Source organism: Nitrospira defluvii (assembly GCF_905220995.1).
GTDB classification, from domain to species: Bacteria; Nitrospirota; Nitrospiria; order Nitrospirales; family Nitrospiraceae; genus Nitrospira_A; species Nitrospira_A defluvii_C.
Genome location: NZ_CAJNBJ010000017.1, coordinates 702465 through 715056, shown reverse-complemented (window position 1 = coordinate 715056; position 12592 = coordinate 702465). Strand labels below are relative to the sequence as shown.

The following is a 12592-nucleotide window of genomic DNA, read 5'->3' as shown; positions in this document are numbered from 1 at the left end:
AAAGATCTTCCGGCACTGCTTCCCGTTTATTCATAGCGCAGCGCCGCGGCCGGATCGAGTTTTGCCGCTTGAAGCGACGGGTACAGGGTGGCGGCAAAACTGATGACAATCGCCGACCCTGCGACGAGCAACACATCCGATCCCAGCACATGCACGGGGATCTTAGAGATGTAGTAGACAGTCGGATCGAAGGTCCAGAAGGTCTGGATCAGCCAGAGGAACGCATACCCCAGCGGCACTCCGATGGCTGCACCCGAACAGCCGATGATCAGGCCGTTGAGCATAAAAATACGCATGATGCCCTTGCGGGTGGCGCCCATCGCTTTGAGGATCGCGATCTCGCGCTGTTTTTCGGTCACGATCATCGTGAGGGTACTGACGATGTTAAAAGAGGCCACGATGGTGATCAACACGAGCAGCAGGAACATCATCGTCTTCTCGAGCTTCAGTGCCGAGAACAGATTCCGGTTCATTTGCATCCAGTCGCGTGCCCAGAAGGCGAAGCCGAGATGTTGCTCGATGGCGCGGGCCACGTCGCTCGCACGGAACACATCGGCGACCTTGACTTCGATGCCCGTGACGGTGGCGCCCATGTTGAAAAACTTTTGGGCTTCTCCCAGTTCGATATAGGCGAGGGAGGAATCGTATTCATACATGCCCGATTGGAACAAGCCGACGACGACGAATTGCCGGATCTTGGGTGTCATGCTGGCGCCGGTGATCGGACCCACCGGCGAAACCACGTTCAGCGTGTCGCCTGGGAAGACGCCGAGGCGCATCGACAGCTCTTTGCCCAGAATGATGCCGGGCCGCATGGCCGTATCCGGTCCGTTCGGTTCCCGTTCCTTTTCGGGGATGACGACCTTGACCGTATGCGACAGGTCATCCAGGTTTCCGTTGATCAGGTTGTGGGCGAGTTCGGTAACCGCGCCTTCCCGCGCCGGATCAATCCCGCGGAGGATGATCCCCTGCACGCCGGATGGAGAGGTGAGCAGCACCTGTCGGAAAATGAACGGGGTGGCGGCGACGACCTCCGGGACAGTGGAGACTTTCTTCACCTGCTCTTCATAGTCCGTCATGGACTCTTTCATACGGTCGTTCACGAGGATGTGCGCCGTGGTACCGAGAATCTTCGCCTGCACGTCCTCTTTGAAGCCGGTCATGATGCCGACGGTCCCGATCAATGCCGCGACGCCGAGCGTAATCCCGACGATGGAGACGATGGTGTTGAACGAGATGGTGCGATTGCGCCGTTTCGCGCGCAGATACCGAAGGCCGATATAGATTTCGTAGGGCAGCGCCATGTCTTACTTCTCAGGCCTCAGTTGCGGGAAGAGCACCACATCCCGGATGGAGGCCTGATTGGTGAAGAGCATGACCAGACGATCAATGCCGATGCCTTCGCCGGCGGTGGGGGGCATGCCGTATTCGAGGGCCCGCAGAAAATCTTCATCCACCCGATGCGCCTCTTCGTCGCCGGCTGCATGTTGTGCCGCCTGTGCTTCGAAGCGTTCCCGTTGATCGAGCGGATCATTCAACTCGGAAAAGGCGTTGGCCAGTTCGCGCCCCGCGATGTAGAGCTCGAACCGGTCGGTCAGTGAAGGATCGGAATCTTTTCTCCGCGCGAGGGGAGAGATCTCAATCGGGTAGTCGGTGATGAAGGTCGGCTGTTGCAGCTTCGGCTCGACCGTTTCCTCGAAGATGTCGTTGAGAATGTTCACGAGAGATGCCTGTGGATCGACTTCGACCCCGAGTTGCTTGGCCGCAGCGAGTGCTTCGTTGCGATTCGTGAGCACGGAGGGCGCCAGATTATTGACCTCCAAAATCGCCTGGTGGTACGACCAGCGGCGCCAAGGCGCGCCTAGATGGATCTGAGTGCCCTGATACTCGATGATCGTGGTGCCGAAGAGATCCTGGGCCAACCGGCTGAAAAGTTCCTCGGTCAGGACGATCAGGTCATGGTAGTCGGCATAGGCGACGTAGAACTCCAGCATGGTGAATTCGGGATTGTGAATCGTCGAGATCCCTTCGTTGCGGAAGTTACGATTGATTTCGAAGACACGGGGAAAGCCGCCGACGATCAGGCGTTTGAGGTAGAGCTCCGGCGCGATACGCAGGTAGAGCTCGGCGTCCAGGGCGTTGTGATGGGTGACGAAGGGCTTGGCCGCCGCGCCGCCTGGTATTGGATGCATCATCGGTGTTTCCACTTCCAGGAAACCGCGCTCACTGAGAAACGTGCGAATACCCGAGACGATCCGGCTGCGCAGCGCAAAGATCTGATGCACCTGCGGGTTCGCAATAAGATCCACATAGCGCTGACGGTATCGGGTCTCGACATCGGTAAGACCATGCCATTTTTCCGGCAGCGGACGTAGCGCCTTACTCAGAAAGGTCAGCGTCTTGGCTTCGACGGTGAACTCATTGGTCTTGGTGCGAAAGAGGATGCCCGTCACGCCGATCCAGTCACCGAGATCCAGCCCTTCCGAGATCTGGTGGGTCTGCTCGCCCAACGTGTCTTTTTTCAGGTAGACCTGCAGGCGGTCCGATCCGTCCTGCAGCACGGCGAAGGCGGCCTTGCCGAAGCGGCGCAGTCCGACAATCCGGCCGGCAATTGTGCAGCTGATCTGTTCCTGCTCCAGGGTTTCCTTGGTCTTCTCGCCGTGCAGGCGTACGAGTTGGCCGGCCCGGTCCTTGATCTCGAAGCGTGTGCCATAGGGCGCCACACCGAGCTGGCGGAGCTGATCAAGTTTCTTGATGCGCTGCTGACGCTGATCGTTCAATTCATCCATGGTTACTCGGGGCCTATGGTTGATGGCGAATCGCTTGACCATTCGGGATGACCCGTCTCGTTCTGCTATCGGCCATCGGCCATATGCCATCTGCTCCCTTTCTTAGAGGTCGTCATCTTTCATGGCGACCGGCTCGGGTGCCTTTCCGCCGGTCATTTTTCTCTGGAGATAGGCTTCGATGAATCCATCCAGATCGCCGTCCATCACGGCGGAAACCTGGCCGACTTCATGTCCGGTACGATGGTCCTTGACCATCTGGTACGGCTGAAACACGTAGGAGCGGATTTGACTGCCCCAGGCGATATCCTTTTTCTCGCCGACGATGGCGTTGAACTCGGCTTCTTTCTTGCGCTGCTCCAGTTCAAACAATCGGGCGCGTAAAATCTTCATGGCGCCGTTGCGATTTTGGAGTTGCGACCGCTCGTTTTGACATTGCACGACGATGCCCGTTGGGATGTGGGTGATACGAATCGCCGTTTCCACCTTGTTGACGTTTTGTCCGCCGGCCCCCCCGGCCCGGAACGTATCGATTCGGAGGTCCTTGTCCTCGATCACGACCTGCACGTCATCGTCGAGCTCGGGATAGACGAACACGGAGGCGAAGGAGGTATGTCGCCGTTTGTTGGCGTCAAACGGGGAGATCCGTACCAGACGGTGCACGCCGGCCTCGGCCTTCAGGTAGCCATAGGCGTAGGGGCCGTTGACGGACAATGTGGCGCTCTTGATGCCGGCCTCTTCACCGGCCTGCAGATCCAGCGTGTCGACTTTAAATCCTTTTTGTTCAGCCCATCGCACATACATGCGAAGCAGCATTTGCGCCCAATCTTGGGATTCGGTGCCGCCGGCGCCGGGATGGATCGCAAAGATCGCGTTGTTCGCATCCAGTTCACCTGAGAGCAACAGCTCAATGCGAAACTGGGCGACGGATTTTTCAAACGGGTCGAGCTCAGCCGTGAGTTCCTGCTCCAACCCGGCATCACCCGATTCCAGGGCCAGCTCCAGCAGCGCCTCAATGTCGCTTTGCCGGCGTTCGGTCTCTCGCCAGCGGGAGAGTTCACGATCTAAGGCGGCCTTACGGCGATTGACCTTGGCGGCGGCCTGCGTATCTTTCCAGAAGTCGGGCTGGGAGGTTTTGAGTTCGATGTCGTTGAGTTCAGCGGTCATCCGAGCCAGGTCAAAGATGCCCCCGTAGTTGAGCCAACTGTTCACCGAGGGTACGCACACGGGTCCGGACATCATCCAACATGGCACGTTCCTTTCGTTCTTACGCTGGTCTCCCGGCTGGTTCTCCACCGGCGGGCTCTGTGTCGGGCGAGAAGTAGCCGGTCAGGCACAGAAGCGCGATGAGTATAGCACAGGCATAGGCAAAGAGATCACCGTATTGGGAGTAAAAGGTCTGTTGATGAGTGACGGGGATCGTGCCTCGCAGTGCCTCCTGAGTGAAGATCGGTGATTGCTGCAAGACCCGGCCATAGGGGTCGATGAATCCGGAGATACCCGTATTCGCTGCTCGCGCGAATGCAACATGATTTTCCACGGCGCGAAAGACGACCATGCCGAAATGCTGATAGGGCGCCGAAGATGGGCCGAACCACGCGTCATTTGTCACCGTGACCATGAAATCCGCGCCGTTGGCCGCAAACTGCCGCACGAGATTGGGGAAGATGACTTCGTAACAAATGACCACGCCGAATTTGAGATGGAAATCGGGATTGGTCGCGGCTGCCGCCAGCGGAGGAGATTTCTCGTGCGGCTTGAACATCAGGAGTGTCGAACCGGGACCGGCTTCGAAGTCCCCGATCCCTTCCACGAGCTTATCGAGAAAAAACAGCAGCGAGTTGTGAAACGGAATGTATTCGCCGAACGGCACCAGATGTTGTTTGTCATACCGGCCAAGGATTTGGCCGTCCGTTGAGAGAAGGTATGCGCTGTTGAGGAGGAACGGGCGGCCGTCCGGATGCCGCCGCAAAGCCGGACTGCCGAACAGCAGCGGTGCCCCGGCGCGCCGCACCATGTCGCCGACGAGGACCCGGTATTGCGGTTCCATTTCATAGACGAAGGGGGTGGCAGCCTCCGGCCAGACGATGAGATCCAGATTGTCTCCGAGGCCGGTCGTCAGACGGTCGAATCGGCTCATGGTCTCATGCCGGAATGCGACATCCCATTTCTGAGCCTGTTCGACATTCGGTTGCACGACGCCCACGGACAACGTCCGAGGCTGCACCTGTTGGGCGGCGGACAGGAGGGTGGTGCCGTAAAACAGGGCCACCCCGAATCCGGCGGCGGCGGCGACCGATGAGGGCCAGGGGAAGGAACGGAGCTGAAAACCACGATAGGCTTTGAAACTCCAGATCAACGTTTCCGCCAGCGCGGCATTCACTAAGACCAGGAGAAATGAGACGCCATAGACTCCGAAGTGGTCGGCGAACTGGATGATGGGCAGCCATTGGTATTGAGAATAGCCGAACAGGGCCCAGGGCAACCCCGAGAGAAAGTACGTACGGATCAGCTCCAGGGTGACCCAGAGAAAAGGCGCCGGCAGGAAACCCAGGGTTGGAAATGCCGTTCTGATCCACGACAGGGCCCCGGCATAGACGGCAAGATACAGCCCAAGATAGATGGTCAATAACAGCATCACCAGTGTGGCAATCGGCAAGGGCACCTTGCCGTACACGTTCATGGCGGTGATGACCCAGGACATGGCTCCCGTGAAGGCGACCGTACCCGCGAGCCAGCCGACACGAAACGCCCGCCGCGGCGCCGCATATTCGACGGCCATATGCAGGGGAACCAAGGCGAACCAGGCCACGATGCCCAGGTCGAACGCCGGAAAGGAAAGGGGGTAGAGAAAACCGCTCGCGCAGGCAAGCAGGATGAGGCGTGCGCGGGAGATGGTCATTGACGGTAACTTAACGAAAGCATTGAAGAGATTCAACAGCCCTCTTCGGGACGAAATTGATCGGTTTGCGAGAGGGGGCGTGTCCCAATCGTGAAATCAGTGGCTGGGTCCCCTGCCGGGGGGCGCGAATCGGCCCAGGGACCCTGGATCTGTCGGTCGCTGGGGTTGCGGGGTGGTCATCCATTTAGGGGAGAGCGGGAGCAGCGGCGCGGGCGTGAGCCGATTCGGTGGTGTGGGTGTTCCGAACGGAGTGAGCGCACCTGACGACACCCCTGACAAGGTGTTCATGCCGTGAGAGGGGAGCCCCGATCCCAGGGTGGTCGGTTGCTTGTTCCCATGAGCATCCGAGTAAATCGCTTCGTTTCCGCCGAGGGGAGACAAGAGCCCCTGTGTGCCGTCCGGTTGCCGAACGGGAGATGACTGCGCGGCTGCGGGAGAGAACGGACCCAGAAGTGAACTGCAAGTCAGGAGCACGACAAGACTGACGATGAGCATGTGCGTCCTCCCTCACACCGAGTGAAGTGGGGCCGACGGGTCTTGCGGAGATTCTAACAAACGCAACGTCGCTGTTTCGATGACGACTCCGGTGACCTCCGTTACATGACGACGGTTGGGAACCCGCACCGGCGCTCAACTTTTCCCGTATTGACCGATTTTTTCTCGAAGCGTAGACTAATCTCATCACTTCGGTACCACCCCTTCTGCAGGTGGTCGCATGGTCTTCCGTGGCGAACATGACCGCCGCTGTGACCAAGCCAGCCTTGGCCCGAGCCGGTTCTTCGGCCTCTACCCTTATCAACCATCGCTTCAGCAAGCTTCGGCTCATTCGTTGAGCGTCCTGAGTCCGAAGACATCCATAGGTGTGTCCCGGTGTCACCATGTAGAAAAAGGAGGTCTGTCTATGCAGGCTGGACTCCAGGTGTGTGAACGGTAGAGAGCGGCGTGCCGGTGTCCTGCCTGTGTGCCGCGCGCCGAACTTGGCTAAGGCAGGAAGGAGGGTGCCATGGGACGAAAATATGACCACGTCGATGTGATGGCAGCCATTGGATTGGTTGCCACTCTGTTTGGAGGGTATCTCTTGGTGACGGCCGCCGATGGCTTCTGGCAGGCCCCGATCGCTCCTCGCATCCACAGTGCTGTCGTTGGAACGGACCCGGCGGCCGGGATGCAGTACCTTCAACCGGTGTTAGGGCAGGCGATCGTGCAGGACCTGCTGCTCGATCGGGAGGCCAGTGCTACGCTGTCCGTCTCCACCATGGAGCTGAACCGGGCGGTGGCTGAATCACAAGCCATGGCGACATCCATACTGAGCCCGCTCGTCGTTGCGGAACTGCGTGCCTATGGGCAGGAGGCCGATCATTTTGCACGCATGCAATATGTGATGGGAAAATCCGTGGTGAACCAGACCAGGCGAGGGATTCTCAGTGGGACCCTGTCTGCCGAACAGTCTGGCGAGGAGTTCAATCGAAACCTGATTCGCACGGCCGAGTCGACGGGACAGCGGATGCACGACGAATTCGTCGCGACCAGGCAGGCGACGCTCGGTCGGTCGATCGTAGATGCCATTCTAGATGAGGACCGGATGACCGCGGCGGCGCAAGAACGCGTCGGTCGGGCCGTGGTCCAGGTGACGCAGGCGCAGGAAGGGTATGCCGAAGCCAAGGCCGAGCGGCAGACCCAGCTGGCGAGCGCGGCGGTTGCGGCAGTGCGCACCGATGCGTTGATGGATCGGTTGGCACGGCTGGAGGAGATGTCGAAGGAGCGTACGATGGTGGCGCATCACCGGAATGCGAGCGCGGATGTCTCGCGCGGGTTGCTGATTCTGGCTTGCGTGGGGCTGATTGCCTTGTTTGTGGGCGGGTTGGCGTTCAGCAGCCGCAAGGGTGAGGTGGAAGGTATCCCACTCTGGAAGCTGGACACACTGCTGCATCTGCACCGGTCTGGACGATAAGGCGTTCCCCTGGGAATCGATGGGCGATTCCCAGGGGGCTGAGGAGGGTGACCATGTCGTGGGAAAACTGGGCTGTGGCGATCGGGCTTGGTGCACTCCTGATGATGTTCTTTATACTGATGGAAATGTTTTTTGCCGGCTCGCGCCACCCGTTGGATCACTCACAGCGCAAGTAGACGTTGGCTTGGAGAGGAGAGGGAGCATCGATCAACAGGCCTGAAGCGAACGTGTGACAGCCGTGCCGTCGATCTCACGAGAGGCAGGCTCAGTTCAAGCAGGACCACAGTCCGGGGAGCATGACTTTGGCCATGGCCCTGAGTTCGGATTCGGATTGAGGCGGGACTCCCGAGAGAGCGATACCGAAGTCATGCCCCTTCGACCAGCGGACTGTTGCTCTGCGGACCAGCATGGGAATATCCGGCGTCGGTTGGATCACAATCACGACCAACTCCATTCCTACCGTGACGGCCTCTCTTCCTCGAATTCGTCCCCCGACCTGGGTAAAATCCTCCGTGACCCCGATGGTCTGAAACGTACCATTGGAATAGTAGATGGGGTATTGGACGTGGATTCGTTTGGATCCACGTTCACGATAGGTTGTCTTCATATCGATTCGGTTCCTTTCGTCTGCACGCCCGTATGCCTCATTCTCGCGGACAGGCATCGTTTCAAGAGATCTCGCGCAGGTAGCTGATACCGCATCAGTACGGCGGCCATGAGGCTGCCCACCAGATCATTCAGGAGGTCGGGGAGGGAGGCTTCACGGCTGGGAACCGTTCCCTGCGCAACTTCAGTCCAGAGTCCAAACACGAGTGTACCCAAGACACCAACCGGAATCGCATAGAGCACCGGCCATCCTCGCCGGCGCAATCCCCACATGACCATCCACGCCAGCATGCCGTAGGCCGGGATATGTGCCTCGTCGCGCCAGTTCCCCGGCACGAATTCGATGAGGGTGCCGGTCACGCTCGCGCCTGGGGCCGCGACGGCGAGTCCCACGAGTAACCCCATGTAGCTGATGATGACGGCACCGACGAACAACATGTGAGGGAGCGTCTCCGGTAACGGCTTACAACCAGCGCAGAGTACCGTGCAGCGTGGAAGAACCGCCATCGGTCCTTCGGCCGAAGGGCTACTGCTTTGGAGGGGCGGAACGCGTGAGAGATCGGAAGTGATGAAGACAGACCGAAGCGAGTCGACCGGGGCTATCAGGCCTTCTTGTCAGGTGTTTGGTGGTGCCATTGATTAGGTGAAGCTGCAGAGGCCTGATAGGCCTGCCCGAAGCCGAGCACCAGATGGGCGTCTTGCATCCGCAGTTCCCACAAGGCAAAGTCGCCGAACCCGAACATCATCTTCGACTGGGGGAACTTGGCCAGATACCGTTGTTTGACCGACTCATACGATTCGTGGTCGACGGGGAGGATGCGTGCGGTTCCCTGCACATTGAGGCGTTGAAGCGCCAGGGGGTTTTTGCCAGGTTCGTCCGGTTCGGCGATAAACAGGCTGACACGGGAATCGTCCAAGAGGTGGTGGGTGTGCAGCGCCAGGCGACTCAGGTGGAGATAGGCGCAAGACCAATCCGCACCCAGCAAGTACGGGACATGCGAGCCGAACGGATGGCCGTTTCTGAGGGTCAGTAACACGCCGGTTCGCGCTCCTGTGATCAGGTGTTCGTAGGCGGCTTGAATCTCTTCGTTCGGTTTCGAATCCTGCATAGACATTGCCTCACCTCCACTTGCTGCATTGTAGCCGGCCGGAGACAATTGTCCAGTATCAGACGAGGTTGGCACGGCGGGGATCTTGAGTGTGACGCAATCGACTCGTTGCCTGACGTGTCCGGGAAGGCTAAGATGGGACGGCAATTGAACAGTCGACCGGCGACGCGAGGAAGGGAGAGGCAGACGATGAGACATTCGCACTGGGGCATGGCGTTGGTAGGAATATGCATAGTGATCGGGCTGACCGGCTGCGGCGGGAAACAAGCGGAGATCAAGGAAGACCGGCTGACCGTCGGACGGGTACAAGGAGAAGTGAAAGTCGGTATGTCGGCCGCTCAGGTCGCCGAATTGCTGGGGTCGCCGAACATCGTCACCACGGACGACAAACGCCGTGAGGTGTGGATTTATGACAAGGTGTCGACCGACCGAGTGGACACGGCGAGCTCGACCTACGCCGGATTGATCATTTTGGGCGCGAACTCCAGCGATCGTTCCAGTTCGCAGCGGCAACGGACCCTGACGATCATCATCAAGTACGACGAAGACAAGAAGGTTCGCGACTTTGCCTACAACTCGACGCAATTCTAAGTGGATCAGCCGGGGGCAGCCGCGCGTCTTGGCGGCTCTTCTGCTTGCCCTGGCGCTGCTGATGTTCCTGGCTGGCTGTGCCCAGCCGACGCAGCCGGCGGAATTCTTTCAACTGACGCCGGAGAGCAGTGCGAATCGAGCCATGCAAACGCGTGTGTTCGAGACCGCCACCGATCGTGAATTACTGTCGGCCTCAGCGGCCGCCCTCCAGGATCTTGGATTTCAGATCGAAGAGAGCGTAGGGGAGGTCGGGTTTCTGCGGGCTGCGAAGGAGCGGAGCGCTCGTGAATACGGACAGTATCGTGATCGGTTCTTCGTCTGGCTGCTGACGCTCGGCCATGTGCTCATCCCGATCGACCTGCATCAGAAAGTCGCGGCGACCATCGTCGCCAGACCCGTCAGCGGCGACAGTTCCCGGCATGAAGTGCGAATCATTTTCTATCGCGTGGTGTGGAAAGGGGACGGACAGGCTGACCGCAATTACATCCCGCCGGGTGAACAAAAGATGGAGATGATTCGTGATCAGGAGATCTATCAGCAATTTTTCGCGAAGCTGTCCAAAGCCGTCTTCTTGGAACCGCATGCGATCTAAACGTGAGGACACATGAACTGGATTTGGGGGATCAAAGCGATGGCGGTGGTGGCGGGGACCCTCCTCCTGCACGGGTGTGTCGCGCCGGAGCCGCGGCAGGAACTGTTTGCGCCGACCGATGCGCAGATGAAAATTCGGAGCGCGCAGACGCGTTCGTTTGAGGTGAAAGATCAGACCATCGCGATGCGGGGGGTGATTGCCGCTCTACAAGATCTGGGCTTCATCATCGAACGGGCCAATGAGCCGCTCGGGCTCGTGACGGCGGCGCGCTTCGCCGAACCCAATTACTATGACGTGCTCGGCGTCACGGTGACGGTGCGTGCTCAGGAGGCCGGGAAGACCATGATCAGGGCCAATGCGATCTACAACAGCAAGCCCATCGACGATCCCAAGGTCTATCAGAATTTTTTCGCGGCGGTGGAGCGGTCATTGTTTCTGGTGAAGGATTAGCCGGTGCGCCGTCTGTGCTGCCTTAAAAGGTTCGTGGCCCGGACCGGCGGGTTCCGAGGCTCTGCCGCGTCGGTGGGCCTGCTGGTGTGGGTCCTGTCGACGGTCGGGTGTTCGTCCTATGAGTGGCGTCACGAAAACCAGTGGGAGTCGAGGGATCAGATCTGGCTGTCCGAGGCCAGCCAAGTAAAGGTGCGTGCCGCGCAAAGCCGAATCTTCGACACCACCGATCGTCTCAAAACCATCCAAGCGGTCGTCTCTACCTGTCAGGATCTTGGGTTTGCGGTGGACGTGCTCGATGACACGTTGGGTATCGTCTCTGCCAAAAAGTTTGACGACTATGAGCCCTCGCGTCTCCATGACGCGTCGTACCACTTGTACCGGGACGATGGCCTCTTGATCCTCACGCGGCAGTTCCGGAGCTGGGGGCCGTTTTATCATCGCAGCAATCTCGTGCGTCTGACCGTGACCGTCCGTCCGCGAGGGACGACACAGTTGGTCGTACGGGCCAGCGCCCAGTATTATCTCAAAGCCGTCGAATCGCCCGAGCCCTACCAACAGTTTTTTCGTACACTCGAGCAGGCGTTGTTTGTGCAAGCCAACATGCTGCCGTAAGCGGGTGATGCTCCAAGACGGTGTGAATGGCTGGCGGCAACGAACGGTCAGCGGCTGGGTTGGCCTGCGACAGTCTTCTGAGTTCCGTTGAACTTCGCGGAGGTCAACACCGGATCGAGATTAAAGGCCACACTGATCCGAGGCGCCACTCCGTGATACGTGTTCACCGCATGAAATAGCCAACCTGGAAACAGCAGGCATTGGCCTGCGGTCGGGGTATACGAGATGCTGGTGCCGGCATCATGTAATTCGGTCATGCTGTATTGCAGATAGGGCGCCAGCATGCGCGGCAGGCAGCCCCGTGGATCGTAAATCTGCAACTCTCCGCCCTTCTCCTGTTGAGGGCACACTTCTCCCACATCGACGTAATAGACCCCAGCCCAAAAACTGCCCGGATGTGAGTGGGCCGCATTGGCGCCGCCGTGCCGTTGCACGTTGGCCCACACTTCAACCACATTCCAGTCCGGTCGGCGATTTCCATGGCTGCAGCGATCGGACAGGGTCGTGACTTGCTTAGCCACTTCGATCACAGGCGCAAACAAGGCGCGTAACGGCTCACCCGCCCACTCCAGCATCGACAGATCGTGCGGAGAAGACCAACCGATGACCTCCGTATCCCGATGGGTCGGAACCGAGGCTTCACGCTGTAAAATCAGCTCGGAAAGCCTGGCGTTGATGCGTACGTGGTCAGCAGGAGTGAATACCAGCAGAGGCGTGGAAAAAAGCGGCGTGATCTGGATCTCGATCTCGGTCGGCATGGAGGATGTCCCATACTGATCTACGACCGTCGATGCGCCGCACGGTAGCCTTCCGTACAAACGAAAGTCAACCTAGGGGTTTGCCCAGGGGGATCCAGAAGACCGGCGCACCAGCATGGGCGCCTCTATGTGCATGATAGGCTCACACGGGGGTACCTCGTCTCTGTTGTGAAGACGCCAGCCTGCTTGACAGGCCTTTGCGCTAGGCCTAGCCTGGGGGGACATGGGGGGCATT

General features: G+C 59.1%; 14 protein-coding genes. 6 read left to right on the top strand and 8 right to left on the bottom strand.

Going from position 1 to position 12592, the window contains the following annotated elements:
* Positions 1 to 26: 26 nt before the first annotated feature.
* From KJA79_RS18485 to lnt, 4 genes are all read right to left on the bottom strand, one after another.
* On the bottom strand, positions 27 to 1304 hold the full coding sequence (locus KJA79_RS18485; protein WP_213043534.1) for an FtsX-like permease family protein: 1278 nt from the start codon (positions 1302 to 1304) through the stop codon (positions 27 to 29).
* Positions 1305 to 1307: 3 nt separating this feature from the next.
* Positions 1308 to 2789, bottom strand: coding sequence for a lysine--tRNA ligase (gene lysS, locus KJA79_RS18480; RefSeq protein ID WP_213043533.1), 1482 nt, complete (start codon positions 2787 to 2789; stop codon positions 1308 to 1310).
* Positions 2790 to 2891: 102 nt separating this feature from the next.
* Positions 2892 to 4035, bottom strand: a protein-coding gene (prfB, locus tag KJA79_RS18475) for a peptide chain release factor 2 (RefSeq protein WP_213043532.1) whose coding sequence is annotated in 2 segments (ribosomal slippage) — positions 2892 to 3965 and positions 3967 to 4035 — 1143 coding nt in all. Because the reading frame shifts where the segments join, the coding sequence is not laid out codon by codon here.
* An 18-nt stretch (positions 4036 to 4053) separates the two neighbouring features.
* Complete coding sequence (lnt, locus tag KJA79_RS18470; protein WP_213043531.1) at positions 4054 to 5688, bottom strand: apolipoprotein N-acyltransferase; 1635 nt, start codon at positions 5686 to 5688, stop codon at positions 4054 to 4056.
* Between the two features lie 1003 nt (positions 5689 to 6691).
* On the opposite strand from lnt, the gene KJA79_RS18465 reads away from it, so the two are divergent.
* Positions 6692 to 7639 (top strand): hypothetical protein, encoded by a 948-nt coding sequence (locus KJA79_RS18465; RefSeq protein ID WP_213043530.1) that lies wholly within the window; start codon positions 6692 to 6694, stop codon positions 7637 to 7639.
* Between the two features lie 53 nt (positions 7640 to 7692).
* Entirely contained in the window at positions 7693 to 7815 is a 123-nt protein-coding gene (locus KJA79_RS23065) for a hypothetical protein (protein ID WP_281412704.1), read from the top strand.
* An 89-nt stretch (positions 7816 to 7904) separates the two neighbouring features.
* On the opposite strand, the gene KJA79_RS18460 is transcribed toward KJA79_RS23065, so the two are convergent.
* From KJA79_RS18460 to KJA79_RS18450, 3 genes are all read right to left on the bottom strand, one after another.
* Complete coding sequence (locus tag KJA79_RS18460; protein ID WP_213043529.1) at positions 7905 to 8246, bottom strand: PilZ domain-containing protein; 342 nt, start codon at positions 8244 to 8246, stop codon at positions 7905 to 7907.
* A complete protein-coding gene (locus KJA79_RS18455) occupies positions 8243 to 8752 on the bottom strand; it encodes a VanZ family protein (RefSeq protein WP_213043528.1) in 510 nt (169 codons plus the stop codon). Before KJA79_RS18455 ends, KJA79_RS18460 begins: the two co-directional genes overlap by 4 nt.
* 95 nt (positions 8753 to 8847) lie before the next feature.
* Positions 8848 to 9360, bottom strand: a complete 513-nt coding sequence (locus KJA79_RS18450) for a HugZ family pyridoxamine 5'-phosphate oxidase (protein ID WP_213043527.1) — start codon at positions 9358 to 9360, stop codon at positions 8848 to 8850.
* Positions 9361 to 9543: 183 nt separating this feature from the next.
* On the opposite strand from KJA79_RS18450, the gene bamE reads away from it, so the two are divergent.
* Genes bamE through KJA79_RS18430 form a run of 4 tightly spaced genes read left to right on the top strand, consistent with a single transcriptional unit; the run spans position 9544 to position 11599 of the window.
* On the top strand, positions 9544 to 9945 hold the full coding sequence (gene bamE / locus KJA79_RS18445) for an outer membrane protein assembly factor BamE domain-containing protein (protein WP_213043526.1): 402 nt from the start codon (positions 9544 to 9546) through the stop codon (positions 9943 to 9945).
* Complete coding sequence (locus KJA79_RS18440) at positions 9920 to 10537, top strand: hypothetical protein (RefSeq protein ID WP_246507772.1); 618 nt, start codon at positions 9920 to 9922, stop codon at positions 10535 to 10537. Before bamE ends, KJA79_RS18440 begins: the two co-directional genes overlap by 26 nt.
* Before the next feature lie 12 nt (positions 10538 to 10549).
* Positions 10550 to 10987: a hypothetical protein gene (locus KJA79_RS18435; RefSeq protein ID WP_213043525.1), complete on the top strand. Its 438-nt coding sequence runs from the start codon at positions 10550 to 10552 to the stop codon at positions 10985 to 10987.
* A 33-nt stretch (positions 10988 to 11020) separates the two neighbouring features.
* Positions 11021 to 11599, top strand: a complete 579-nt coding sequence (locus tag KJA79_RS18430; RefSeq protein ID WP_213043524.1) for a hypothetical protein — start codon at positions 11021 to 11023, stop codon at positions 11597 to 11599.
* A 47-nt stretch (positions 11600 to 11646) separates the two neighbouring features.
* Here KJA79_RS18430 and KJA79_RS18425 read toward each other — a convergent pair whose 3' ends face one another.
* On the bottom strand, positions 11647 to 12357 hold the full coding sequence (locus KJA79_RS18425; RefSeq protein ID WP_213043523.1) for a TIGR02466 family protein: 711 nt from the start codon (positions 12355 to 12357) through the stop codon (positions 11647 to 11649).
* Positions 12358 to 12592 lie beyond the last annotated feature (235 nt).

Coding starts and splice junctions, on each gene's coding strand:
- lysS (WP_213043533.1), bottom strand. CDS start 2,789: ATGGATGAATTGAACGATCAGCGTCAGCAGCGCATCAAGAAACTTGAT.
- KJA79_RS18455 (WP_213043528.1), bottom strand. CDS start 8,752: ATGGCGGTTCTTCCACGCTGCACGGTACTCTGCGCTGGTTGTAAGCCG.
- KJA79_RS18485 (WP_213043534.1), bottom strand. CDS start 1,304: ATGGCGCTGCCCTACGAAATCTATATCGGCCTTCGGTATCTGCGCGCG.
- bamE (WP_213043526.1), top strand. CDS start 9,544: ATGAGACATTCGCACTGGGGCATGGCGTTGGTAGGAATATGCATAGTG.
- KJA79_RS23065 (WP_281412704.1), top strand. CDS start 7,693: ATGTCGTGGGAAAACTGGGCTGTGGCGATCGGGCTTGGTGCACTCCTG.
- KJA79_RS18465 (WP_213043530.1), top strand. CDS start 6,692: ATGGGACGAAAATATGACCACGTCGATGTGATGGCAGCCATTGGATTG.
- KJA79_RS18450 (WP_213043527.1), bottom strand. CDS start 9,360: ATGTCTATGCAGGATTCGAAACCGAACGAAGAGATTCAAGCCGCCTAC.
- KJA79_RS18435 (WP_213043525.1), top strand. CDS start 10,550: ATGAACTGGATTTGGGGGATCAAAGCGATGGCGGTGGTGGCGGGGACC.
- KJA79_RS18460 (WP_213043529.1), bottom strand. CDS start 8,246: ATGAAGACAACCTATCGTGAACGTGGATCCAAACGAATCCACGTCCAA.
- lnt (WP_213043531.1), bottom strand. CDS start 5,688: ATGACCATCTCCCGCGCACGCCTCATCCTGCTTGCCTGCGCGAGCGGT.
- KJA79_RS18425 (WP_213043523.1), bottom strand. CDS start 12,357: ATGCCGACCGAGATCGAGATCCAGATCACGCCGCTTTTTTCCACGCCT.